20 protein-coding genes are annotated in these 23,392 nt (G+C 72.3%); 11 read left to right on the top strand and 9 right to left on the bottom strand.

What is annotated here, in order from left to right:
* The first annotated feature begins 38 nt into the window (after window positions 1–38).
* The 4 genes from ACH4RG_RS24960 (at window position 39) to ACH4RG_RS24945 (ending at window position 3,841) form a co-directional block, all read left to right on the top strand.
* Window positions 39–1,475: a helix-turn-helix domain-containing protein gene (locus tag ACH4RG_RS24960; protein WP_397928604.1), complete on the top strand. Its 1,437-nt coding sequence runs from the start codon at window positions 39–41 to the stop codon at window positions 1,473–1,475.
* Between the two features lie 169 nt (window positions 1,476–1,644).
* Window positions 1,645–2,853, top strand: coding sequence for a phosphatidylserine/phosphatidylglycerophosphate/cardiolipin synthase family protein (locus ACH4RG_RS24955; protein ID WP_398540269.1), 1,209 nt, complete (start codon window positions 1,645–1,647; stop codon window positions 2,851–2,853).
* A gap of 126 nt (window positions 2,854–2,979) precedes the next feature.
* On the top strand, window positions 2,980–3,417 hold the full coding sequence (locus tag ACH4RG_RS24950; RefSeq protein ID WP_397920654.1) for a hypothetical protein: 438 nt from the start codon (window positions 2,980–2,982) through the stop codon (window positions 3,415–3,417).
* A 67-nt stretch (window positions 3,418–3,484) separates the two neighbouring features.
* The gene (locus tag ACH4RG_RS24945; protein ID WP_397920656.1) at window positions 3,485–3,841 is read left to right on the top strand and encodes an antibiotic biosynthesis monooxygenase family protein; all 357 of its coding nucleotides are present in this window, start codon (window positions 3,485–3,487) and stop codon (window positions 3,839–3,841) included.
* Window positions 3,842–3,920: 79 nt separating this feature from the next.
* On the opposite strand, the gene argS is transcribed toward ACH4RG_RS24945, so the two are convergent.
* Complete coding sequence (gene argS, locus ACH4RG_RS24940; protein WP_398540268.1) at window positions 3,921–5,693, bottom strand: arginine--tRNA ligase; 1,773 nt, start codon at window positions 5,691–5,693, stop codon at window positions 3,921–3,923.
* A gap of 157 nt (window positions 5,694–5,850) precedes the next feature.
* Between argS and lysS the strand changes: the two genes are divergently transcribed.
* Complete coding sequence (gene lysS / locus ACH4RG_RS24935; RefSeq protein WP_398540267.1) at window positions 5,851–7,623, top strand: lysine--tRNA ligase; 1,773 nt, start codon at window positions 5,851–5,853, stop codon at window positions 7,621–7,623.
* A 502-nt stretch (window positions 7,624–8,125) separates the two neighbouring features.
* Here lysS and ACH4RG_RS24930 read toward each other — a convergent pair.
* From ACH4RG_RS24930 to ACH4RG_RS24920, 3 genes are all read right to left on the bottom strand, one after another.
* The gene (locus ACH4RG_RS24930; protein WP_397920661.1) at window positions 8,126–9,538 is read right to left on the bottom strand and encodes a DUF2637 domain-containing protein; all 1,413 of its coding nucleotides are present in this window, start codon (window positions 9,536–9,538) and stop codon (window positions 8,126–8,128) included.
* Between the two features lie 274 nt (window positions 9,539–9,812).
* Window positions 9,813–10,658: a DUF3558 domain-containing protein gene (locus ACH4RG_RS24925; RefSeq protein WP_398540266.1), complete on the bottom strand. Its 846-nt coding sequence runs from the start codon at window positions 10,656–10,658 to the stop codon at window positions 9,813–9,815.
* Window positions 10,659–10,850: 192 nt separating this feature from the next.
* Window positions 10,851–11,741, bottom strand: a complete 891-nt coding sequence (locus ACH4RG_RS24920) for a DUF3558 domain-containing protein (protein WP_398540265.1) — start codon at window positions 11,739–11,741, stop codon at window positions 10,851–10,853.
* Between the two features lie 172 nt (window positions 11,742–11,913).
* Between ACH4RG_RS24920 and ACH4RG_RS24915 the strand changes: the two genes are divergently transcribed.
* Complete coding sequence (locus tag ACH4RG_RS24915; RefSeq protein WP_397920667.1) at window positions 11,914–13,107, top strand: RtcB family protein; 1,194 nt, start codon at window positions 11,914–11,916, stop codon at window positions 13,105–13,107.
* Between the two features lie 35 nt (window positions 13,108–13,142).
* On the opposite strand, the gene ACH4RG_RS24910 is transcribed toward ACH4RG_RS24915, so the two are convergent.
* On the bottom strand, window positions 13,143–13,781 hold the full coding sequence (locus ACH4RG_RS24910) for a hypothetical protein (protein WP_398162995.1): 639 nt from the start codon (window positions 13,779–13,781) through the stop codon (window positions 13,143–13,145).
* 362 nt (window positions 13,782–14,143) lie between these two features.
* The gene (locus tag ACH4RG_RS24905; RefSeq protein WP_397920671.1) at window positions 14,144–14,902 is read right to left on the bottom strand and encodes an SDR family NAD(P)-dependent oxidoreductase; all 759 of its coding nucleotides are present in this window, start codon (window positions 14,900–14,902) and stop codon (window positions 14,144–14,146) included.
* Between the two features lie 127 nt (window positions 14,903–15,029).
* Here ACH4RG_RS24905 and ACH4RG_RS24900 point away from each other — a divergent pair, with 127 nt between their 5' ends.
* The gene (locus tag ACH4RG_RS24900) at window positions 15,030–15,737 is read left to right on the top strand and encodes an AAA family ATPase (protein WP_397928591.1); all 708 of its coding nucleotides are present in this window, start codon (window positions 15,030–15,032) and stop codon (window positions 15,735–15,737) included.
* Between the two features lie 29 nt (window positions 15,738–15,766).
* Here the strand turns inward: ACH4RG_RS24900 and ACH4RG_RS24895 are convergent, their stop codons facing one another.
* On the bottom strand, window positions 15,767–16,501 hold the full coding sequence (locus ACH4RG_RS24895) for a Mut7-C RNAse domain-containing protein (RefSeq protein WP_398540264.1): 735 nt from the start codon (window positions 16,499–16,501) through the stop codon (window positions 15,767–15,769).
* 153 nt (window positions 16,502–16,654) lie between these two features.
* Complete coding sequence (locus tag ACH4RG_RS24890) at window positions 16,655–17,476, bottom strand: DUF6597 domain-containing transcriptional factor (RefSeq protein WP_398162994.1); 822 nt, start codon at window positions 17,474–17,476, stop codon at window positions 16,655–16,657.
* 83 nt (window positions 17,477–17,559) lie between these two features.
* On the opposite strand from ACH4RG_RS24890, the gene ACH4RG_RS24885 reads away from it, so the two are divergent.
* Window positions 17,560–18,180: a TIGR03086 family metal-binding protein gene (locus tag ACH4RG_RS24885; protein WP_398540263.1), complete on the top strand. Its 621-nt coding sequence runs from the start codon at window positions 17,560–17,562 to the stop codon at window positions 18,178–18,180.
* 493 nt (window positions 18,181–18,673) lie between these two features.
* Here the strand turns inward: ACH4RG_RS24885 and ACH4RG_RS24880 are convergent, their stop codons facing one another.
* Window positions 18,674–19,258: a hypothetical protein gene (locus ACH4RG_RS24880; RefSeq protein ID WP_397920680.1), complete on the bottom strand. Its 585-nt coding sequence runs from the start codon at window positions 19,256–19,258 to the stop codon at window positions 18,674–18,676.
* A gap of 331 nt (window positions 19,259–19,589) precedes the next feature.
* Here ACH4RG_RS24880 and hemL point away from each other — a divergent pair, with 331 nt between their 5' ends.
* From hemL to ACH4RG_RS24865, 3 genes are all read left to right on the top strand, one after another.
* Window positions 19,590–20,861 carry a glutamate-1-semialdehyde 2,1-aminomutase gene (gene hemL / locus ACH4RG_RS24875; protein WP_398540284.1) on the top strand — a complete coding sequence of 424 codons (1,272 nt, stop codon included), beginning with the start codon at window positions 19,590–19,592 and terminating at the stop codon, window positions 20,859–20,861.
* The gene (locus ACH4RG_RS24870) at window positions 20,858–21,586 is read left to right on the top strand and encodes a histidine phosphatase family protein (protein ID WP_397920682.1); all 729 of its coding nucleotides are present in this window, start codon (window positions 20,858–20,860) and stop codon (window positions 21,584–21,586) included. Before hemL ends, ACH4RG_RS24870 begins: the two co-directional genes overlap by 4 nt.
* 294 nt (window positions 21,587–21,880) lie before the next feature.
* Window positions 21,881–23,245 (top strand): enterochelin esterase domain-containing protein, encoded by a 1,365-nt coding sequence (locus tag ACH4RG_RS24865; RefSeq protein WP_398162993.1) that lies wholly within the window; start codon window positions 21,881–21,883, stop codon window positions 23,243–23,245.
* The last annotated feature ends 147 nt before the right edge of the window (window positions 23,246–23,392 follow it).

Here is a 23,392-nt window from a genome sequence, read left to right as displayed (position 1 = left end):
ACGCCGTTCCGGGACGCACGAGGAAGGGGAACGCCGTCGTGGCGACGCCGGAGGCCGTGGAGTTCGCGGCTCTGCTGAAGGATCTGAAGGACCGTTCGGGGCGCAGCTACGGTGTGCTGGCGGGGAAGCTGCACGTCAGCACGTCGACGCTCCACCGGTACTGCAACGGGGACGCCGTGCCGAACGAGTTCGCCCCGGTGGAGCGGTTCGCGCGGGTGTGCGGGGCGTCCGGCGACGAGTTGGTGGAGGTGCACCGGCGGTGGATCGTGGCGGACGCGGCCCGGCGTCGGCCTCCGGCGGGGGCGGCACCGGGGACGGCGCCCGGGGCGGTCGCAGCCGCCCCTGCCCCTGCCCCTGCCTCTGTGTCTGACCCCGGCCCTGTGGCTGACTCTGCCTCTGCTGGTGTTCCTGTGGCCGGTGCTGGTCCCGACGTCGTCGAAGTCGCTGAAGCCGCGGAAGTCGTCGAGCCGTCCGTCACGTCCGGTGGCGCTCGGCCGGGGGCGGGCTCCCGGTGGTCCCGGCTCTCCCGGCGTACGCGGGTGCTCATCGCCGCCGCCGGGGTCGCCGCGCTCCTCGTCCCCACCACCGTCGTCGCCGCCGACCTCGTCGGGTCGGGGCAGGAGGACGGCGGGAGTGCCGCCGCGGACCGGGTGGAGGACGCGGGCGGAGACCCCGGGCCCGCGCCGGAAGGCTCCGTTTCGGCCTCGCCCCGGCCCTCCGTGAGCCCGAGTTCGGCCGGTCCTTCGGCGAGCGCTTCCGCCTCCCCCTCGGGGCCGCCGTCCGTGCAGCCCTCGGCGGGCTCCGGGCCGGGGCGGCCGCAGGGCGGTGGAGCCGGTGGCGGCAGCGGTACGGGCCTCGGCGCTCCGCCGGCCGTCAGCATCTCCTCGTACAACTGGGACGAACCCTGCGGTCAGCACTACCTGGTGAACCGGGGCCCCGACGAGCTGGACCCGCCGCCCGCGCCGCAGGACCGGCGCGGCTGGGCGGAGTCGTACGGCGGGGTCGACGCCGGGAGCATGCTGCTCCAGCTCACCGTGCAGGGGACCTCGCGGGAGGCGGTGGTCCTCAAGGGGATGCACGTGCGCGTCGTCTCCCGCAAGGCCCCGCTGCCCTGGTCGGCGTATCTGATGGGCAACGGCTGCGGCAGCGGGATCGCGCCCCAGACCTTCGTCTCCCACCTCGACGCCGGTCACCCCACCCTCCGGCCGGTGCCGGGGAGGCAGGGGGACACGGTGGTTCCGGCCGTGGACTTCCCGTACAAGGTGACGTCCGAGGACGTGGAGGTCTTCAACCTCGACATGAAGGCCGTCGGCTACGACGTCAGCTGGTACCTGGAGCTGGAGTGGAGCAGCGGCGGGAAGGAAGGGGTGGTGCGGATCGACGACCGCGGGAAGCTGTTCCGCACCAGTGGGATGAAGGGGCGGCCGGAGTACGTGTACGGCAACGAGGAGAGCGGGTGGGAGCCCGCGTCCTGACGCGGGGCCCGGCTCCGTTCCCCGTCCACCCGCGAAGGGCGCGTCCACGCCCTTCGCGGCGGAGGCCGGTTTCGTCCGGATTCGTACAGGAGTACAGTCGGCGGGTCCTCGCGGTCCGCCCGGTTCCGGCCGGCCTGCCGCCCCAGCCCGCCTCCCCACCAGGTGACCCATGTCCGCGACCGCCGAAGCCCCCGACCCCATGGCCCTGGACACCCGCACCTGCGAGGAGCGGTCCCTGCGGCTCCGACGCAGGCTGGAGCGGCTGATCGGCATCGCCGCCACCGAGGGGAACGCCCTCCTCCCGCTCCGCAACGGCGACGAGATATTCGGCGCGATGCTGGAGGCCATCCGGGGCGCGGAGCACACCGTGGACCTGATGACGTTCGTCTACTGGCGCGGTGACATCGCTCTCCGGTTCGCCGAGGCGCTGGCCGAGCGGGCCCGTTCCGGGGTCCGGGTGCGGCTCATGCTCGACGGGTTCGGCTGCCGGCTCATCGAGAAGGACCAGCTGGAGCTGATGGACCGGGCCGGGGTCACCGTGACCTGGTTCCGCAAGCCGCTGCACCTCTCGCCGATGAAGCAGAACCACCGCTGTCACCGCAAGGTCCTCGTCGTCGACGAGCGCACCGCGTTCACCGGCGGCGTCGGGATAGCCGAGGAGTGGTGCGGCGACGCCCGCAACGAGCACGAGTGGCGCGACACCCACGTCCGGGTCACCGGCCCCGCCGTCGACGGCCTGGCCGCCGCGTTCGCGCAGAACTGGGCCGAGTGCCACGAGGAGCTCTTCGACGAGCGCGACCGGTTCGTCGTGAGCGAGCGCCACGGGGACGCCGTCGTCCAGGTCGTACGGGGCTCCGCGTCCTTCGGCTGGCAGGACATGCAGACCCTGATCCGGGTCGTCCTGGAGTCCGCCGAGGAACGCGTCCGCCTCACTACCGCCTACTTCGCCCCCGACGCCTACTTCACCGGGCTCCTCTGCGACGCCGCCCGGCGCGGGGTGGAGGTCGAGATCCTGCTGCCAGGGCCGCACACCGACAAGCGGGTCTGCCAGCTCGCCGGCCAGCGCTTCTACGAGGAGCTGACCGCCTGCGGCGTGAAGATCTACCAGTACCAGCCGACGATGCTGCACGCCAAGACACTCACCGTGGACCGGATCGCGAGCCTCATCGGCTCCACCAACTTCAACCGGCGCTCGCTCGACCACGACGAGGAAGTCATGCTCGCCGTCCTCGACCGGGACTTCACCGCCACCCTCGACGGCCACTTCGACGAGGACCGGGAGAAGAGCGCGCTGATCGAGCGCGGCCGGTGGAAGCGCCGCGACCTCCTCCAGCGGGCCCGGGAAGCGGCCGTGCTGCCCATCCGCCGCTTCCTCTGAGGCCCGGGCCTGCTCCTGGGGAGTGCGTGCTCCCACTGAGGCCGGCCTGCTCCCCGGGGCGTGCTTCCGCGCCCGCCGGGCAGGCGGGGAGGACGACCGTCGTCCGCCATGTGAAGGGAAGGGCCCATGAGCGCCACCGCCGACACCTCACCGGCACCGTCCGCCGCCGTGATCACCGAACCCCTGCCCGACCTTCAGCTCCAGCTGCTCATCCAGCTCCTCGACGAGGACCCCCGCTCCAGCCTGCCCCTCACCCTGACGCACCCCGGCGGCCTGCTGCACGGGGACGTCATCGGGCACGAGCAGTGGAAGGCCGAGTGGGCCAGGAGCCTGCGCCAGGTCGAGGGCGAGGGCGCCAACCTGCTCGCGGAGTTCCCCGAGACGGTCGACCAGGGCGTACGGGAACTGCGCGCCGACGAGGACGCGGAGACGGCCCGGCTGCCCCGCTGGATCCATCTGAGGGACGTCACGCTCGTCGTCGGGGCGATGACCCCGGTCTCCCTGCCGCTGTGGCGCGGACGCCTCGCCGACGTGTCGGGGTGGGCGCTGGGCCGGCCGCAGTAGGCGGCCCCGCAACCGCGCCGGAGAGGGCGGCGCCCCTCAACTCCGGCCGGTTGCTTAGGCTTTCGGTATGACCACAGAGAACCTCCCGGCCGACGGCACGCCGGACTCGCCCGTCACCTTCATCAACGTCTTCGAGATCTCCGCCGACGAACTCGACGCTTTCGTCGGGAAGTGGGAGGAGCGGGCCCGCCTCATGCGGGAGAAGCCGGGCTTCATCGACTCGCGGATGCACCGGGCCCGCTCCTCGGACTCCCGCTTCCAGCTCGTCAACGTCTCCCACTGGGAGAGCCAGGAGGCGTGGGAGGCCGCCACCGCCGACCCCGACTTCGCCTCCCGTACCCGGGCGGCGCGCGAGCAGACCGAGAAGCCGGTCACACCGAACCCGGCGGTCTACGACGTCGTCGTGGAACTCACCGCTCCCTGACCCGGACCGGCCTACGCGCGTCGGCCCCGGGCACCTGTGACGGTGACCGGGGCCGACGTACGTACGGCCGGGTGCGGGATCAGAGCCGCTCGGGCGTCCGGATGCCCAGCAGCGCCATCCCCCGGTGCAGGGTCCGGGCGGTCAGCTCGACCAGGAAGAGCCGGTTCTCGACGACCTCCGGGGCGTTGTCCGGGCTGAGCACCTGGCACTGGTCGTAGAACGTGGTCAGGTGGGACGCCAGCTGGTAGAGATACGCGGCCAGCTTGTGCGGCTCGTACCCCGCGCCGACCTCGGCGAGGACCTCGCCGAACTGGTCCAGGTGCAGACCGAGCGCCCGCTCCGCCGGGGCCAGCCCCAGCTCCGGGTGGGCGGCCGGGACCGCGTCCCCCGCCTTGCGCAGGATCGACTGGATCCGGGCGTACGCGTACTGGAGGTACACCGGCGTGTCGCCGTGCAGCGCCACCATCTGGTCCAGGTCGAACTTGTAGTCCCGTACGGCGGAGGTCGACAGGTCCGCGTACTTCACGGCCCCGATGCCGACGTACCGGCCGTTCTCGACGATCTCCTCCTCGGACAGGCCCACCTTGTCGGCCTTGTCCCGGACGACCGCCGTGGCCCGGGTGACCGCCTCGTCGAGGAGGTCCTCCAGCCGCACGGTCTCGCCCTCACGGGTCTTGAACGGCTTGCCGTCCTTGCCGAGGACCGTGCCGAAGGCGAGCTGTACGGCCTGGACGTCCTCGTTCAGCCAGCCCGCCCGGCGGGCCGTCTCGAAGACCATCTTGAAGTGCAGTGACTGCCGTGCGTCCACCACGTACAGCAGGGTGTCCGCCTTGAGGTCCTGCACCCGGTTCCGGATCGCGGAGAGGTCGGTCGCCGCGTAGCCGTAGCCGCCGTTCGTCTTCTTCACGATGAGCGGGACCTTGTTGCCGTCCGGGCCCTTCACGTCGTCGAAGAACACGCACAGCGCACCCTCGGAGCGGACGGCGACGCCCGTCTCCTCCAGGATCCGGCAGGTCTCCTCCAGCATGTCGTTGTAGCCGGACTCGCCGACGATGTCCGGGTCGTCGATCACCATGTCGAGCTTGTCGAACACCGAGTGGAAGTAGATCTTCGACTCGTCGACGAAGCGGTGCCACAGCTCCAGCGTCTCGGGGTCCCCGGCCTGGAGGGCCACCACCCGGTCCCGGGAGCGGGCCTTGAACTCCTCGTCGGAGTCGAACAGGACCCGCGACTCCTTGTAGACCCGGTTCAGCGTCGACATCGCCGCCTCGCCGTCGCTCGCGCCGCCCTCGTGCTTCAGCGCGCCCGGGTGCTCGATCAGATACTGGATGAGCATCCCGAACTGGGTGCCCCAGTCGCCGATGTGGTGCCGCCGGACGACCTTCTCGCCGGTGAACTCCAGAATCCTGACCACGGCGTCGCCGATGACCGCCGACCGCAGATGGCCGACGTGCATCTCCTTGGCCACGTTCGGCTGGGCGTAGTCGATGACCGTCGTGCCGGCATCGTCCTTCAGCGGCACGCCGAGCCGGCCGTCGCCGTCCGCCGCCCGGGCGGCCAGCGTCTCGACGATCGCCCGGTCGGTGAGCGTGATGTTGAGGAAGCCGGGCCCGGAGACCTCGATGTCCTTGATCAGTCCGCCCGCCGGGAGGGCGGCGGTGACCTGGGCGGCCAGCTCACGCGGATTGCCCTTGAGCTTCTTGGCGAGCGCCAGGATGCCGTTGGCCTGGAAGTCGGCCCGGTCGCTACGTCGCAGCAGCGGGTCCGCGGCGCCGGCATCCGGCAGAGCTGCCGTCAGGGCGTCCGCCAGCTGCTGCTGGAGCGTGGAAGCGAGGGAAGGGACCGAGGCCATGTCCGGCTGCCGTTTCGGTAGGGGGTACGAGGGGTTCTCTTGGGCGTCCAAGGGATCCCCCCAGTATCCCACGGGGCGTAAAGCCGTTTTCGCGCTGCGGGTGGTAGCTGGGAGAATGGACCGGACCCCATCGGGAAACGACAGACGAGAGAAGGACGTGCCGACCGTGGCCGAGAGTCAGACCAGCACCGAGACCGACTGGGTCTCCCGCTTCGCGGACGATGTCATCGCCGAATCGGAGCGTCGTGCGCCTGGCAAACCGGTCGTCGTCGCCTCCGGCCTGTCCCCGTCGGGCCCGATCCACCTCGGCAACCTCCGCGAGGTCATGACCCCGCACCTGGTCGCCGACGAGGTCCGCCGCCGCGGGCACACCGTGCGCCACCTGATCTCCTGGGACGACTACGACCGCTACCGCAAGGTCCCGGAGGGCATCCCCGGAGTCGACCAGGCGACCTGGGGCGAGCACATCGGCAAGCCGCTGACCTCGGTGCCCGCCCCGCCCGGCTCCGCGTACCCGAACTGGGCCGAGCACTTCAAGGCCGCCATGACGGCGGCCCTGGACGAGCTGGGCGTCGAGTACGACGGCATCAGCCAGACGGAGCAGTACACCGCCGGGACCTACCGCGAGCAGATCCTGCACGCGATGAAGCACCGCGCCGACATCGACGCCGTCCTGGACCGCTACCGGACGAAGAAGGACCCGGCCGGCGGCCCTCAGGGCAAGGGCGGCAAGAAGCCGCAGCAGCAGAAGAAGGTCGACGAGGCCGAGCTGGAGGCCGCCGAGGGCTCCGGCGCCGCCGACGAGGACGACGGCAGCGGCAACACCGCCGGCTACTTCCCGTACAAGCCCTACTGCGGCAACTGCGAGAAGGACCTCACCGTCGTCACCTCCTACGACGACGACACCACCGAGCTGAACTACACCTGCTCGGCCTGCGGCTACGCCGAGACGGTCCGCCTCAACGAGTTCAACCGCGGCAAGCTCGTCTGGAAGGTCGACTGGCCCATGCGCTGGGCGTACGAGGGCGTGATCTTCGAGCCCAGCGGCGTCGACCACTCCTCGCCCGGCTCCTCCTTCGTCGTCGGCGGCCAGATCGTCCGCGAGGTCTTCGACGGCGTCCAGCCCATCGGGCCCATGTACGCCTTCGTCGGCATCTCCGGCATGGCCAAGATGTCCTCCAGCAAGGGCGGGGTGCCCACCCCGGCCGACGCGCTGGAGATCATGGAGGCGCCGCTGCTGCGCTGGCTCTACGCCCGCCGCAGGCCCAACCAGTCGTTCAAGATCGCCTTTGACCAGGAGATCCAGCGGCTGTACGACGAGTGGGACTCGCTGGGCCGCAGGGTCGCCGACGGCACGGTGCTGCCCGCAGACGCCGCCGCGTACTCCCGTGCCGTCCGCACGGCGGCCGGGGAGCTCCCGAGCACCCCGCACCCGCTGCCGTACCGGACGCTCGCCTCGGTCGCCGACATCACGGCCGGCGCCGAGGACCAGACGCTGCGCATCCTCGGCGAGCTGGACCCGGCCAACCCGCTGACCTCACTGGACGAGGCCCGCCCGCGCCTCGACCGCGCCGAGAACTGGATCACCACCCAGGTCCCGGCCGAGGCCCGCACCATCGTCCGGGACGAGCCCGACAAGGAACTGCTCGGCTCCCTCGACGACCAGGGCCGCGAGTCGCTGCGCCTCCTCCTGGAGGGGCTGGACTCGCACTGGTCGCTGGACGGGCTCACCACGCTCGTCTACGGCGTGCCGAAGGTGCTGGCGGGCCTGGAGCCGGACGCCAAGCCGACGCCCGAGCTGAAGGCCGCCCAGCGGTCCTTCTTCGCGCTGCTCTACCGGCTGCTCGTCAGCCGCGACACGGGGCCCCGCCTGCCCACGCTGCTGCTCGCGGTGGGGGCGGACCGGGTGCGCAGGCTGCTGGGCGCGTAGCGGTGCGATACCCGGGCGCCTAACGTCCCGTGCGTCGGAGCGCCGTCACCCGGACCCCCGGGTGGCGGCGCTCCGCCGTGCCGTGGGGCCGCGCCTCCGGCGGCGGGCCCGAGCAGGCCCCGGCCCCGGCGGCCGGGAGACGGTCGGGGCGCGCCCCGGGCCCCCGCGGGCGGGACCGGTCGGGCGCACCGTCGCCACCGCGCTGCCGCTGTACCTGGCCCTGCTCGCCTCCACCGCGGGCGGCCTGGTCGACACCGCTCTGCTCGGCCGGCACACCACCGCCTCACTGGCGGCGTTCGCCCTCACGACGGCCGTGTACACCCCGGCCACCGCCACCGCCACCGCCACCGCCACCACCACCGCCGTCGCCACCGCGGCCTCGCCTCCGGCGTACCGCGCAGGACCTTGTCGGAACTGGGCGCGTTCCCCTGGCCGATGGCGGCGAGCGTCCTGGTGGGTCGGCCGGCCGCTCCGGCCCGGCCGACCGCGGGTCCGCGCGGTATCAGGCGGGCTGGTCGACCGTCGAACGAGCCGGGACGTACGCCTGCTTGAACTCCGGCCACAGCCGCTGGAGCAGCTCACGGGAGCGGGGATGACCGACGTTGCGGGTGTCGGCGAGGTGGATCTCCAGGGCCTCGGCGCTCGGGTGATGTCCCTGCTCGTCCGTGTACGCGCTGAACACCTCGAACGCCATGCTCGCGAACTCGGCGTCCTCCTGGGACCACTCCTCCAACTGCGGCGCCTCCTCGGGCGCTTCTGCGGAGGCGTCCCCGGGGGCCTCGTCGGCGGCTTCGCCGGTGGCCTCGCCGGTGGCTTCCTTGTGACCGGGGTGCGGGACCGCGCCGATGGTGCCCACGTCTCCCAGCGGCCGGGTCCGGCCGGGGCCCGAGGGGATCTGGACCGGCGCGTGCTCCAGCCCCTCGCCCTGCCGCGGGTCGTACGCGCTCTGGTGCGAGGTGCCGTCGGGCAGCTTCTGCGCCGCGAACCAGGGGCTGTCGTGCGTGGGTGGGACGGCGGGCCCCTGTTGCTGCTGAGGCAACGGGGGCTGCTGGTGCTGCCGGTCTTGCGGGTGGGGGACCTGCTGAGAGGGCTGCTCGTCTCCCCCGGGGCCGCTCGCGTACCCCCCCTGCTCGTGGCCGTGCTCCTGTTCGCCCGTCTGCTCCCGCTGGGGCTCGTACGGCAGCTCCGCCTTCGGGCGGGACCCCTCGACCGGCGGCAGCAGGGCCGGTTCGATGCCGGCGGCGGCGAGCCCGGCCGCGGCGGTCTCGGCGAGCGGCACGCCGTACTTCGCGAGGCGCAGCGGCATCATCGACTCGACCGGGGCCTTGCGCCGCCAGCTGCGGCCGAAGCGGGCCTGGAGCCTGGCCTGGTAGATCAGCCGGTCCTGTTCGAGCTTGATGACCTGCTCGTAACTGCGCAGCTCCCACAGCTTCATGCGCCGCCACAGCTTGAACGTCGGGATCGGCGAGAGCAGCCAGCGGGTGAGCCGGACACCCTCCATGTGCTTGTCGGCCGTGATGTCCGCGATCCGGCCCACCGCGTGCCGGGCCGCCTCGACGGAGACGACGAACAGCACCGGGATCACCGCGTGCATCGCGGTGCCGAGCGGATCCGGCCAGGAGGCCGCGCCGTTGAACGCGATCGTCGCGGCGGTCAGCAGCCACGCTGTCTGGCGCAGCAGCGGGAACGGGATCCGCATCCAGGTCAGCAGGAGGTCCAGGGCCAGCAGGACGCAGATGCCCGCGTCGATGCCGATGGGGAAGACCACCGCGAACTCGCCGAAGCCCTTGTCCTCCGCGAGTTCACGCACGGCGGCGTAGGAACCCGCGAAACCGATCGCGGCGATGAGCACCGCACCGGCGACGACGATCCCGATGAGTATGCGGTGCGTGCGTGTCAGCTGCATCGCGGCCACGCGCGATCCCCTCCCCGACCTCTGTACCCGGACCCGGCCTGCGCGCGGGTTGATTTCGGCCAGGCTTCAGACGCCCGGCGAGGGGACAGCCTGGCACATGTGTGCGAGTTTCGTTACGTGGGGGAGGAGTTGCGGGGCTGTTCCCGGGTCCGGCGGGGGCTTCGGCGCCGCTTCGGCGGGGACTCCGGGTGAGTCTTCGGGCGGGGGCTCGTCCGAACCCCGAGACCCGGCCCTCGGGGAGGGCCGGGTCTCGGGAAAACGTGCGGGAAGGCCGTCAGTTCGTCTTCGGCTTCGCCTTCGACTTGGGGCTGTCGCTGTCGCTGCCGGTGCCCTTGGCCGTGTCCTTCTTGACGTCCTTCTCGCTGTCGTCGGAGCCGCCCTTCACCGGGGGAGCGACCTTGGCGTCGGCGGTGTCGGCGACGGCGGCGACCGCTTCCTTCGCGGCCTTCTGGGCGCCCTTGACGATGCTCGCGGACGAGGGCGTCTTCGCACCCGCGTAACCCGCGCCGTTGTACGTCAGGGTGACGACGACATTGCCCGTGCGTGCCACGACGGTGGCGTACGCGAAGTCCTCGTCCGTCTTGCTGAGGCCGTAGGTGACGGTCGTGGCCTCCTCGCCGATGCCCGTGGTGAGCTCGGCGGCGACCTTCTCGGCGCCCTCCGAGGCCTTCGCCTTGGTGACCTGCTTCGTGTACTCGGCGGTGGCGCGCTTGGCGCCGCTGCCCAGCGACTGGTCCGAGTCGAAGCGGGTGAAGCCGACGTCCAGCCAGCGGTACTGCGAGCCGTCGACGCCCTTGTCGTCCAGGCCGTTCCAGGAGCAACTGCTGCGGGCCGCCAGGTCGTTGGACCGGCCGGCCGTGCCGTTCTTCTTCTTGGCCCCGGGCACCAGGTCCTTGATCGTCTTCTTGGTGACCGAGGCGCACGGGTCGGGCAGATCGTCGAACCTCGCGGCTTCGACGGTGGGCTCCGAGGGCTTGGCGCTGGGGGAGCCGGACGACGAGGAGCCCGCGTTCTTCTTGCCGTCGGAGCCGGAGTCCGACGAGCAGCCGACGGCTACGAGCATCACCGGAACGGCGGCGCAGGCGAGGATGCGGGACAGGCGCGGGGCTGATCGGTGCATGGTTCCTTCACTCGGATGGCACGGAGCTCTCGGTGCTGGAGGTCTCGGTTCGTGCGGTGTACGGGTGGGCTCGGTAGCGGGGCGGTACGTCTTCCGGACAGCCACGGTACGACGGCCGGCGGTCGGACCGTGCCGCCGTCGAGGGCCCCCGGAGAGCGGAATCCGGCCGGTGGGGGCCCGTCGGGCGCGGGCCTATTCGCTGAGCGTCTCGGCCAGCTTCCGGGCCAGTGCCTGGGCCTTTTCCTGGAGTTCCCTGCTGTCGGGCACCTGGGTGACGAGGGCCGGCTGCTCGGCGTACCGGACGGTCACGACCACGTTCGATGTGCGGAATACCACGCTCACCGTGCGGTGCTGTGCGGTGGAACCTGCCCGAGTGGGCAGATTGTGCAGAAATGCGGCATCTCCGAGGTTGTCGAGGACGCGCGAGGGGAGGGCCTCCTCCGTGTTGGCGCCGTCGTCGTCGCCCCCGCCGTCGCCGCCGGAGGGCGAGGAGGAGGACGAGGGGTCCGCCGATCCGTCCGCCGAGGCCGTGGCGTCCGCCGCCGCGTCCTCCGGCCTGTCCGTGTCGGCGCCGGCCTTGTCCTTGTCCTTCTGCTTCCCCTGCGCGTCCGGAGCACCGCTGTTCTTCTCCGCGTCCGGCCCGGCGGCCGCCGGCGACGACAGGCCGGCGGCCTTCTCCTTCTTCGCGTACACCGTGTCGGCGCGGTCGTCGTCGCTGACCGCGGGGTCGTAGGAGACGACCCGCTCGAAGTCGATGGAGAGGCTCCGGGTGGCGTTCGGCGCGTCGGACTTCCAGCTGCAGCCGACCTTGCGGTCGGTGTCGTAGGTGACGGAGGCCGATCCCCGGAACACCTTCTCCTGCTGGTCCCCGGGCAGTTCCGCGGCGCCGGGCAGCAGGTCCTTGAGCATGCCGCGCGGCACGGCGCGGCAGGGGGCGGGCAGGGTCTCGTACTTGCCCGGGGGCGCGGGGGTGACCGTCGGGCTGCCCGCCTTGCTGTCGGCACCGTTCGCGTTGCTGTCGGAGCCGGCGCTGCAGCCGACGGCGAGCGCTGCCAGAAGCGCGACGCCGGGTACGTACGCCATGTCTCGCACCGTCCCAGGCTCCCTTCGGTACGGAAAACGGGTTGCCGCTCGAAGGCGGCCGATGGACACAATGTGTATCGCACGCGCCGCTGTGAACGCCGGTCGGCCGACAGGTTTGCCGATCTTGGTACCGGTTTTGCGCTTTCAGTCTTTTCGGGGGAATCGAGGAGTTATGTCGTACGTAGAGGTGCCGGGAGCGAAGGTCCCGATCCGGATGTGGGCGGACCCCGCGTCGGTCGAGGACGTGGCGATGCAGCAGCTGCGCAACGTCTCCACGCTGCCGTGGATCAGGGGTCTCGCCGTCATGCCGGACGTCCACTTCGGCAAGGGGGCGACGGTCGGTTCGGTGATCGCGATGCAGGGCGCGGTGTGCCCGGCCGCGGTCGGCGTGGACATCGGCTGCGGGATGTCCGCCGTCAGGACGTCCCTCACCGCGAACGACCTTCCCGGCGACCTCTCACGGCTGCGCTCCAAGATCGAGCAGGCCATCCCGGTCGGCCGGGGGATGCACGGTGACGCGGTGGACCCGGGGAAGCTGCACGGGTTCTCGACGGCGGGATGGGACGACTTCTGGGGGCGGTTCGGGGGGATCGCCGATGCGGTCAAATTCCGTCAGGAACGTGCCACGAAGCAGATGGGAACGCTCGGCTCGGGAAATCATATGATCGAGTTCTGCCTCGACAGTGAGGGTGCGGTGTGGCTGATGCTGCACTCGGGCTCCCGCAACATCGGCAAGGAACTCGCCGAGCACCACATCGGCATCGCGCAGAAGCTTCCGCACAACCAGAGCCTTGTCGACCGGGACCTGGCCGTCTTCATCTCGGAGACTCCGCAGATGGCCGCCTACCGGAACGATCTGTACTGGGCGCAGGAGTACGCCAAGTACAACCGCGCGATCATGATGGCGCTCTTCAAGGACGTGGTCCGCAAGGAGTTCAAGAAGGCGAAGCCGGTCTTCGAGCAGGAGATCTCGTGCCACCACAACTACGTGGCGGAGGAGCGGTACGACGGAGCGGATCTGCTGGTCACCCGCAAGGGAGCGATCCGCGCCGGCTCCGGGGAGTACGGGATCATTCCCGGCTCGATGGGCACCAGTTCGTACATCGTGAAGGGTCTCGGCAACGAGAAGGCGTTCAACTCGGCCTCGCACGGAGCCGGTCGCCGGATGAGCCGGAACGCGGCCAAGCGTCGCTTCACGGTGCGTGACCTGGAGGAGCAGACGCGCGGTGTGGAGTGCCGCAAGGACTCCGGCGTTCTGGACGAGATCCCTGCCGCGTACAAGCCCATCGAGCAGGTCATGGAGCAGCAGCGGGATCTGGTCGAGGTCGTCGCGAAGCTCAAGCAGGTCATTTGCATCAAGGGTTGAGATGAGGGGCATCGCCGCCGACGGCGGCACGCCCTTCATCCGTCCTCCGGGGAGTTACGCGCCAGGCGGAGCGTCCTTGGGGTGCCGCCCTTCCCGGTCTTCGGCCGCCACATGCGTACGGAGCGGGAGGCTTGACCGCGGCCCAGTTCGGCGGCCGCCGTACCGGTGTCGTCGTGAGCCGGCAGAACGCGGTCCTCCCAGGCTTTCCAGCGTCGCCCCGGAGGGCGGACGCTCATGTCCGCCGGGCGCTCCCAGGAAGCGAGAGAAGCGGCTGCCGTCTGTTTGCGCGCGAGGGACAGACAGCCCGGGGAGGAGAGGTGCTCGACCAGCTGAACCGCCGCCTCCTTCGTGTAGACGACGTTGAAGATTCCGTCGCGGGTGTTGCGTTTGATCTGCCGGGCGGCCCCGGTCACCGCCTTGACGTACCTGCAGAGACAGGCGCCGACAGCGGCGCTCGCGGTGGTCAGCGAGGTGCAGAGGGTCCAGATGGCCGAGTGGTGCTCCTGGGAGAAGTTCGTGGCTCGCACCCGCTCGGGGATGCTGCTGTTGTACGGGGTCAGCCGCTGGAACGCGTGGAGCACGGCGATGTCCCGGACGCCGATCTCCACCGTCAGGTTGCCCGTGCGGCCGGTGCCTTGTGCGAGGTGGCCGTCGGCCTGGAGGGAACCGAACATGTAAGCGTATTCGGGGTGTTCGAGATCCATGAAGACCGGACCGGCCGCTGGGGCGGAAGGTGATCTCCGATCTCGAACAGTGGGGGCGCGTCAGTGTCGTGCTCAGCCATGGGAAGCCCAACTTCCTGATGGTGAGGCCCTCGGACGGGACGGCAATCCTGACCGGGGGCCGCGCTGTGTTCTGGCGCGACCGCGCTTGGGCAGCGACTGCGAGGGCCGGGTGGGTGATCCGGCCGGGTCACCCGCACGAGTGATCGAGAGAAATGGGTGCGGAGGGCCGGTCCGGCGGTGGCGGCTGCGCCCCGCCCCGTACGTCCCGTAGTCCGGTGGTCCCGTCGCCCGTCCCTCAGGGGATGAGCCGCTCAACCGGTGCGGTGGACCTTCGTGTTGGAGGCCTGGGCGCGGGGGCGGACCACCAGGAGGTCGATGTTGACGTGGCTGGGGCGGGTGACGGCCCAGCCGATCGTGTCGGCCACGTCCTCGGCGGTCAGCGGGGCGTCGACGCCCGCGTAGACCTTGGCGGCCTTCTCAGTGTCGCCGCGGAAGCGGGTGGTGGCGAACTCCTCGGTCCTGACCATGCCGGGAGCCACCTCGATGACCCGGACCGGGGTGCCGACGATCTCCAGCCGCAGGGTCTCGGCCAGGACGTGTTCGCCGTGCTTGGCCGCCACGTAGCCGCCGCCGCCCTCGTACGCGGAGAGCGCCGCGGTGGAGGAGAGGATCACGATCGTGCCGTCGCCGCTCGCGGTGAGGGCGGGCAGCAGGGCCTGGGTGACGTTGAGCGTGCCGATCACGTTGGTCTCGTACATCTGCCGCCAGTCGGCGGGGTCGCCGGTCGCGACGGGGTCGGCCCCGAGCGCCCCGCCCGCGTTGTTGACGAGGACGGCGAGGGAGCGGAACGCGGTGGCGAACTCGTCGACGGCCGCGCGGTCGGTGACGTCCAGGGGGTAGGCCGTCGCCTGGTGGCCGGCCTCGGTGATCTCGGCGGCCAGCGCCTCGATGCGGTCCTTGCGGCGGGCGGTCAGCACGACCCGGAAACCGGCGGCGGCCAGCGTACGGGCGGTCGCGGCGCCGATGCCGCTGCTCGCGCCGGTGACGACGGCGATGGGGGTGGCGGCCATGGCGATCTCCTCGGACTGCTGATCGGGTACGGGGAGAAGGATAGGCAGGCGGTGCGAGGCGCCCCGTGCGCGGGAGGCCGGGGCGGACGCGTCCCGACTCCGGTCGGCGATGCGCGATCATGGGCTGGTGATCGTCGAACGCGCCTACGCCCACGTGTACGACCCCGACCCGGAAGCCTGGCCCTGGACCGTGCCCTGTGTGCGGCAGTTTCTCGCCGAGGGCCTGCGGTTCCGGGCTCCGGTCACCTTCCTCGTCGGTGAGAACGGGTCGGGGAAGTCGACGTTGGCCGAGGCGCTGGCGGAGGGGTTCGGGCTGGACTCGTACGGCGGTTCGGCCGACTGGAAGTACGCCACCTCGCGGGGCAAGTCCGTGCTCGGGGAGCGCGTCCGCTTCGACGCCGCGCCCCGGGGGCGGCGGATGATCGGCAGCCGGGCCGCCCGCAAGGGGTTCTTCCTGCGTGCGGAGACCGCTCTCGACGCGTTGGAGCGGGAGAGCCTGGACCCGGACTCCCGCAGCCACGGGGAGGGGTTCCTCGCCGCCTTCCGGGAGAAGTTCGTGGTGCCGGGGCTCTACGTCCTGGACGAGCCGGAGGCCGCGCTCTCCTTTTCCTCCTGCCTCGAACTGCTGGGCCATATCGACCGGCTGGTCGCGGCGGGCGGTCAGGTGGTGTGTGCCACCCACTCGCCGCTGCTGACCGCGTTGCCGGGAGCGGACATCGTCCAGGTGGGGGCGGGCGGCATGGACCGCGTGCGATGGGCGGACCTGGAACTCGTCGACCACTGGCGGCGCTACCTGGCCGACCCGCAGGCCTATCTGCGGCACATCGTCGGCTGAGAGCGCCTGCCGCGCCTACGGGAGGGGCCTCAGGTCGGCGCGCCCCCGAATTCGGCCATCGCCTCGGACACGATCGTCTCCAGGTGGCCGTGGTGGGCGCCGCGCCAGTACACCCGGGAGCACTCCGTGCACTGGGCGAACGCGTCGTACGCCTCCTGGGTGCCGTGTTCGAGGAGTCCGCTCACGGCGTCCTTCGCGGCCCCGGCCAGGGTGCCGTTGCACGCGGTGCAGCGGGTCCACGGGGCCAGGGCCGGGGCGAACCGGCCGAGGACGTCGCGGAGCTGCTCCGCGGGGCGGTCGCTGTAGACGTACGCCCCCGACCAGATCTCGCGGCGGCGCAGCAGGCCGCGGTCCCGGGAGAGCAGGACGCGCCGCTCCCGTGCGGAGCGGGTGGCCAGGGCGGGGTCGCCGATGTCCTCGCTCTCGTACGCCGCGTCGACGCCCAGGAGCCGCAAGCGGCGGGCCAGCGTCCCGAGATGGACGTCGAGGAGGAAGCGCAGGGGGGCGCCGGGGACCCGCTGGGGGCGTTCCACGGCGCGTACGTCGACGTGTTCGCCGGGGCCGGGCACATGCGAGCGGGCCACCGGGGCGCCGTTCACCAGCATAGTTCCGGCCTCGGTGAGCGGCACGCCGAGGGACTCGATGACATGGCCGAGGGTCGAGGAGCCGTCCGTGACGAGGGGCGTGGGTCCGCCGCGACGGTCGTGCGGGACGAAGAGCCGCAGCTCAGGGGCTACTTCGAGGGTGATCTCGGGTCCGTTCACCCGGTCAGGATGCCACCGGGACGGGACGGGCTGCCAGGGATTTGGCGGGGCGTACGGGAGCCGGGCGGGCGTGCGGGTGCGCGGGTGGATGTGCGTGCGGAGCCGCGCCCGGCCGCGGTCAACCCGGGGCGAACGCCGTCGGGGGCACGCCCGTCAACGCGGAGCGAACGCCGTCGGGGGCACGCCCACCGTCGCGGTGAAGTCCCGCACCAGATGGGCCTGGTCGCAGTAGCCCAGCTCCGCCGCGAGCCGCGCCCAGTCGATGGCCGGGTCGGATCCGGCGCGCTCCAGGGCCTCGTGGACGCGGTAGCGGAGGATGACCCACTTGGGGCCGACGCCGACGTACGCGGAGAAGAGCCGTTGCAGGGAGCGGGCGGAGAGCCCGGCGTCCCGGGCGAGCCGGTCGGCCCGGAGCACCGTGCGGTCCGCGCGCACCCGGTCGACGACGGCCATCGCCAGCGTCGCCCGCGGATCGGGGCGGGGCTCCAGGGCCAGCAGGAAGGCGTCCAGCGCCGCGACCCGCGCGTCCTCGTCGTCCGGGTCCAGGACGCCCCGGACGGGTGGCGGGGGCCGCAGCGTCCCGGCGGCGTCGGACCGTAGCCCGGTCCACGCGGACACCGGGCGTCCAGGTGCGAACGGGCGGAACCCGCCGGGCCGGAACTGCACCCCGCAGACCCGGCCGCGCCCGGCCAGTTTCCGGGCGAAGAGCCCGGGGGCGACGCCCGCGACCTCGGCGTACCCGGACCGCTCCCGGGGGCTGTCCCCCGTCTCGTACCGCTGGAAGACCAGGTTCACCGACGGGTGCGGGACCACATGGACGGCGTACGGCTCGGTGAGGTCCCAGTCGATCAGCCAGTAGTGCTCCAGATACGGGCGCAGCCCGGCGGCGGGCTCGCGGCGGCGGAAGCGCACGTGCGCGAACAGGTCGGGGGCGTCGACGATGCCCCGGGTGTCGCGGCGAGGTCCGGCGGCCATGACCCGATTTTAGTCCCGCGCCCCCGGAACACCTGTCGTGTTTCTTCAAGACGCCGTGCGGTGCGCGGGCGCAGGGTGGAGGCATGACACAGACGATCGGTGAACTGCTGGAAGCCGCCGCGGACCGGGCCCTGCCCGTCGTGCGGGGGATTGACGACGGGCAGCTGGACGGCGGTACGCCCTGTGCCGAGTACGACGTGCGGGCGCTGGTGAACCACCTGTTCCTGGTGGTCGTGAACTTCCAGGCCCTCGCGGCCCGCGAGGAGGTGGATTTTGGCCAGGCGCCGGAGTTCGTGACGGGCGACTGGCGGGGCAGGTTCGGTGCCGAGACCGCCCGGCTGGTGGAGGCGTGGAGCGTGCCGGGCGTCGAGGAGGGCGTGACCGGGCAGATGGGGCTGCCGGCCCGGACGGTGGGGCTCATGGTGCTCGGCGATCTGACCGTGCACGCCTGGGACCTGGCGCGGGCGACGGGCGCGGACTTCGTGCCGGAGGAGCGCGTGCTCGACGAACTGGGGCCGGGGCTGGCGGCGATGGCTCCGCGGGCCCGGGAGATGAAGGTGTTCGGTGAGCCGTTCCCGGTGGGGGAGGGGGCTACCGCCTTCGAGCGGCTGCTGGCGGTGACGGGGCGCGATCCGGGGTGGCGTCTCCCCGGGGCGCCCGGGGCGGCCGGGACGGCGGGGAAGACTGGGACGGCCGGGGGCTGAGGCTGCCCGGGGGCGGTCCGGCGCTGCCCGCGGCGTCGTAGAGGGGGTCGAGCGCGGCGTGCGCGGCGTCGACGACCTTCTCGGTCAGGAGCAGCATCTCCTGTTCCGCGAGCCGGGCCGCCCGACGGGTGTACGGGGACGGTGGCGCCGGATGCCTACGGCGCCACCAGCAGTCGCGCGCCGTGCAGACGCCGCCGCCGGAGACGAGGACGGGGACGGGGACGGGGACCGGGAGGGGCAGGGGCGGCGGTACGTCGCCCGCGGCGGGCCTCCAGACGGGCGGGTGTCCTGTGCATGGCGTGCCCGGCAGGTCGGCCGAAGACCGACTGTCGGCCAAATCCTCACCATATTTGGCTCGAACCGGCCGACGACCGGCACCGCACCGCCTCGCCGCGCGCGAGCGGCTCCGGCGTGTGCCGCGCGCGAGCGGGCTCCGGAGCACGAGGCCGCTCGACTCCGTTGGAACTCCGCCCGACCTCCGCCCGTCCCCGGATCAGGGCCAGACCAGGCAGTACGCCTGATGCCCCGCGTCGTGCAGCCGGTGGGAGAAGTCCTGCCACTCGTGGAGCAGCTGGTAGACGTTGAAGGCGTCGCGCGGGCCGCCGCGGTCGGGGACCGTGGACCAGATGAAGGCCGCCGCGCCGACCGACTCCTCGCCGACGCCGCGCAGCGGGTCGACGACGGTCATCGGCAGCTTGACCACGGCGTAGTCGGGGTGGAGGACGACCAGTTCGAGCGGCGGGACCTTGTGCAGGGGTATGCCCTGGATCCCGGTCAGGACCATGGCGGCCACGGTCTCCGGCTTGATCTTGGTGAACATGCCGCCCATGCCCAGCTCGTCACCGCCGAGCTCCTCCGGGCGCATCGAGATGGGCACGCGGGCCGCGGTGGCCCCGTCCGGGGCGCCGAAGTACTTGTACGTCACCCCCATCCCGCCCCCGCTCCTGGTCCCGGGGGGCGGCGTGCTGTCCGCGCCCCTGCTCTGGGCGCGCTCGCCCCTGCGCCGGTGCCGCCCTCGCCGGGCAGGCTCGGGCCCCAGGTCGTCGGTCCCCTCGCCCACTCCGCCACCGCGATGCATATCTCATCCACCCGACTACTTCTTAGGAGACACAGCCCCCGCCGCGCAACCCGATCATCGTGTCAGTGACCTCCCCCGCGGGCGTGCGGTGAAACACCTGCCCGCAAGACCGCGCGTGCCTCTGACACCATGGCATGTGTGAGCTTTCCCTATGACGCCCCAGTTTCGCAGACGCGAGGGGGCTGACGCTCTTTCGTGATACGAGGGGAGTGCGCTCCCTGCTCACCGGTGGCCGAGATTGTCAGTGATTTCCCGGCCCGGCCTCCCGATACCCGAATCGCAGATCAGGACCAAAGTGGCGTATTCATACGAAGCCCCAGTTTCGCAGTCGCTGTTCGACCGGGCGTCCGTCGTGACGCCCGGCGGCGTGAACTCTCCCGTGCGTGCCTTCCGGGCTGTGGGCGGTACGCCCCGGTTCATGGTGTCCGGCACCGGTCCGTACCTCACCGACGCCGACGGCCGCGAGTACGTCGACCTCGTGTGCTCATGGGGACCGATGATTCTCGGCCACTCTCACCCCGAGGTCATCGCCGCCGTCCAGGAGGCGGTCTCCCGGGGCACCTCCTTCGGTACGCCGGGTGAGGGCGAGGTCGCGCTCGCCGAGGAGATCGTGGCGCGGATCGAGCCGGTCGAGCAGGTGCGCCTGGTCTCCTCCGGCACCGAGGCGACCATGTCGGCGATCCGGCTCGCCCGAGGCTTCACGGGCCGGGCCAAGGTCGTGAAGTTCGCCGGCTGCTACCACGGGCACGTGGACGCGCTGCTGGCCGCCGCCGGGTCGGGCGTGGCCACCTTCGGGCTGCCCGACACCCCGGGGGTCACGGGCGCCACGGCGGGGGACACCGTCGTGCTGCCGTACAACGACCTGGACGCGGTGCGCGCCGCCTTCGCGGCGCACCCGGGCGAGATCGCCTGCGTGATCACCGAGGCCTCGCCCGGCAACATGGGCGTCGTCCCGCCGACGGACGGCTTCAACGCCGGCCTCAAGGAGCTGTGCGCGGCCAACGGCGCGCTGTACATCTCCGACGAGGTCATGACGGGCTTCCGTACGTCGAAGGCCGGCTGGTACGGCGTCGACGGCGTCCGGCCCGACCTGATGACCTTCGGCAAGGTGATGGGCGGCGGCTTCCCCGCGGCGGCCTTCGGCGGTCGCCGCGACGTCATGGCGCACCTGGCCCCGGCCGGCCCGGTCTACCAGGCGGGCACCCTTTCCGGGAACCCGGTCGCCACCGCCGCCGGGCTCGCCCAGCTGCGGCTGCTGGACGACGCGGCGTACGCGAGGATCGACGCGGTCTCCGCCGAGCTGCGCTCCCTGGTGGGCGGCGCGCTCACCAAGGAGGGCGTCGCGCACACCGTGTCCGCCGCGAGCAACATGTTCTCCGTCTTCTTCACGGACGAGCCCGTCCGGGACTACGACGACGCCAAGAAGCAGGACGTCTTCCGTTTCACCGCGTTCTTCCACGCGATGCTGGAGCAGGGCGTCTACCTGCCGCCCTCGGCGTTCGAGTCCTGGTTCGTCTCCACGGCCCACGACGAGCGGGCGGTCGAGCGCATCGCCGCCGCCCTGCCCGCCGCCGCCCGTGCCGCGGCGGAGGCCACCGCATGAGCGGGAAGAGCACGGACCACGAGAGCGTCGGCCGCGACGAGCAGCTGACCGTGGTGCACGTGGTCCGGCACGGCGAGGTGCACAACCCGGACGGCGTGCTCTACGGGCGCCGCCCCGGCTACCACCTCTCCGACCTGGGCCGGAAGATGGCCGACCGGGTCGCCGACCACCTGGAGAAGCGCGACATCACCCACGTCGTGGCCTCCCCGCTGGAGCGCGCCCAGGAGACGGCCGCCCCCGTCGCCAAGGCGCACGGCCTGGATCTCGCCACCGACGCCCGGCTGATCGAGGCGGCCAACGTCTTCGAGGGCAAGACCTTCGGCGTCGGCGACGGCGCGCTGCGCAAGCCGGACAACTGGAAGCACCTCACCAATCCGTTCAAGCCGTCCTGGGGTGAGCCGTACATCGAGCAGGTCGTCCGGATGATGGGCGCGCTCGACGCAGCCCGGGACGCGGCGCGCGGCCACGAGGCGGTCTGCGTCAGCCACCAGCTGCCGATCTGGATCCTGCGCTCCTTCGTCGAGCGCCGCCGCCTGTGGCACGACCCGCGCAAGCGGCAGTGCACGCTGGCCTCGCTGACGAGCTTCACCTACCGGGGCGACCGGATCGTCTCGGTCGGCTACGCGGAGCCGGCCCGCGACCTGGTGCCTGTGCACCTGCTGGCCGGGGCCAAGCCGGTGAAGGGGAAGGCGGCGAAGGGGCAGTCGAAGGCGTTCGGCGCGTAGTCCGACGCCAGGGGGCGGGACGTACGGGACCGGCTGCCGCGCACCGCGGCGGGCGGTCCCGTCCTGTTTCCGCCCCGCCCGTTTTGCACACCACCCACCAGAAAGTTAGCTTAGGCTAAGCTAACTTGACGCCAGGTGGACGGGTCGACGGCCGGTCGAGCCCCGCTGGTTCCCGTGGGGCTGGCCGTGGTCACGGACGCCTGCGACGGAACGGTGGAACGATGACCCGCACTGCCCCCACGACCACGCCCGACCGGAGACCGGCCGAGCGGGCCGCCCCGGTGAGGTCGGCCGATGAGTGACGCGGCCCGTGCGGCGGACGCCGCCCCCCGGCCGGTCGTCGGCCCCCGGGTGGCCAGGCTCGCCCGGCAGCTCGAAGCCGCCCGGGACGCCGCCGCCCGGGACGCCCTGACCGAGGCGTTCTGGGACGGGGTGGCCCGTACCGGCACCCCGCTCGTCGAAGCGCTCGACGACGCCCCCGGCCATCGCGCCGTCACCTTCCTCTGGCGCGGCCACCGCGCGACCCGCCAGGTCCTCCTGATGGCGACCGGCATCGGCGACCCCGACCGGCGGGCCGAAACCCTCCTCCACCGCCTCCCGGGCACCGACGTCTGGTACCTCGGCTACCGGCTGCGCGCCGACCACCGAGGGTCCTACCGGCTGGTCGCCGACATCTCCCCGGGCCCCGCGCCCGTCGATCCCGCCCTGCTCCAGCGGCGGTTGGCGGCGCTGACGGCGCACGGCGGGGCGGACCCCCTCAACCCGCGCCGGCTGCCGGTCCGCCGGCGGGCGGCGGAGAGTTCGGTGTTCGCCCTGCCGGAGGCCCCGCCCCAGCCCTGGGCGGGCCGGCGGGCCGACGTTCGGCGCGGTGCCCTGGAGCGGCACACCGTCGTCGGCCGGGCGCCGGGCGAGGGGCGCGAGGTGTGGACGTACCTTCCGCCGGAGGGGGCCGACCGCCCCGGGGACGGCCGGCCGGTGCCCGCGCCGGGGCCGCTGCCGGTGCTCGTGCTCTGCGACGGGGACATGTGGTTCGGGCGGCTCGGCTTCCAGGACACGTTGGACGCGCTGATCGCCGACGGGGTCCTGCCGCCGCTCGTCGTGCTCTCCCCGGACGGCGAGGGCGGCGAGGACGGCGAGGGCGCCGGGACCCGGCGGCGCGACCCGGGCGGGCGGGAGGCCTACGCCGCCTTCCTCGCCGACGAACTGCTGCCCTGGGCGCGCGCCCGGTGGCCGTTGACCGCCGACGCGGACCGGACCGTCGTCTCCGGCCAGGGGCCCGGCGGGACGACGGCGCTGTACGCCGCCCTCACCCGGCCCGAACGCTTCGGCCGGGTCCTCGTCCAGTCACCCTCGCCGGACGGGCGGCCCGACGGCGAGGAAAGGGCCCCGGGCGAGGCGGACCGGATGCCCGACGGCGGGAGCCGACCCCTCGACAGCGGGGACCGGACCACGGCCGGCGGGGACCGGATTTCCTGCCCCGTCGTCCACCTCGCCCTCGGCCTGCACGACGGGACCGCCTGGGCCGAGAACGGAGAGGCTCTTGTCCCGGCGCTGCGCGCCCGGGGGTACCGGGTCGTCCGCACCGTTCATAACGGCGGCCGCGACCACGCCTGCTGGCAGGGGCTCCTGGCCGACGCCCTGGTGGAGACCTTCCGCTAGACCAGCACCTCGGGCGGCCGACGGGCCGTCTCCGCGCCCGCGCATGAGTTCGACGGTCCAGGGAAGCCGACCCGTCGGCGCCGGCCGGGGGCCGCCCCGAAACCGGTCGGTGATCCGTCGGCCGACGGCAGAACTGCGGAGGGCCAC

The organism is Streptomyces sp. NPDC021019 (genome assembly GCF_044333295.1).
GTDB lineage: Bacteria > Actinomycetota > Actinomycetes > Streptomycetales > Streptomycetaceae > Streptomyces.
The sequence above is the reverse complement of the archived record's forward strand: the minus strand, read 5'-3'. Positions and strand labels throughout refer to the sequence as shown.

Bases quoted from the DNA above. Each gene is read 5' to 3' on its own strand.
- ACH4RG_RS24955 (WP_398540269.1), top strand. From the start codon at position 1,645: ATGTCCGCGACCGCCGAAGCCCCCGACCCCATGGCCCTGGACACCCGC.
- ACH4RG_RS24950 (WP_397920654.1), top strand. From the start codon at position 2,980: ATGAGCGCCACCGCCGACACCTCACCGGCACCGTCCGCCGCCGTGATC.
- ACH4RG_RS24945 (WP_397920656.1), top strand. From the start codon at position 3,485: ATGACCACAGAGAACCTCCCGGCCGACGGCACGCCGGACTCGCCCGTC.
- argS (WP_398540268.1), bottom strand. From the start codon at position 5,693: ATGGCCTCGGTCCCTTCCCTCGCTTCCACGCTCCAGCAGCAGCTGGCG.
- ACH4RG_RS24925 (WP_398540266.1), bottom strand. From the start codon at position 10,658: ATGCACCGATCAGCCCCGCGCCTGTCCCGCATCCTCGCCTGCGCCGCC.
- ACH4RG_RS24920 (WP_398540265.1), bottom strand. From the start codon at position 11,741: ATGGCGTACGTACCCGGCGTCGCGCTTCTGGCAGCGCTCGCCGTCGGC.
- ACH4RG_RS24915 (WP_397920667.1), top strand. From the start codon at position 11,914: ATGTCGTACGTAGAGGTGCCGGGAGCGAAGGTCCCGATCCGGATGTGG.
- ACH4RG_RS24910 (WP_398162995.1), bottom strand. From the start codon at position 13,781: ATGTTCGGTTCCCTCCAGGCCGACGGCCACCTCGCACAAGGCACCGGC.
- ACH4RG_RS24905 (WP_397920671.1), bottom strand. From the start codon at position 14,902: ATGGCCGCCACCCCCATCGCCGTCGTCACCGGCGCGAGCAGCGGCATC.
- ACH4RG_RS24890 (WP_398162994.1), bottom strand. From the start codon at position 17,476: ATGGCCGCCGGACCTCGCCGCGACACCCGGGGCATCGTCGACGCCCCC.
- ACH4RG_RS24885 (WP_398540263.1), top strand. From the start codon at position 17,560: ATGACACAGACGATCGGTGAACTGCTGGAAGCCGCCGCGGACCGGGCC.
- ACH4RG_RS24880 (WP_397920680.1), bottom strand. From the start codon at position 19,258: ATGCATCGCGGTGGCGGAGTGGGCGAGGGGACCGACGACCTGGGGCCC.
- ACH4RG_RS24870 (WP_397920682.1), top strand. From the start codon at position 20,858: ATGAGCGGGAAGAGCACGGACCACGAGAGCGTCGGCCGCGACGAGCAG.
- ACH4RG_RS24865 (WP_398162993.1), top strand. From the start codon at position 21,881: ATGAGTGACGCGGCCCGTGCGGCGGACGCCGCCCCCCGGCCGGTCGTC.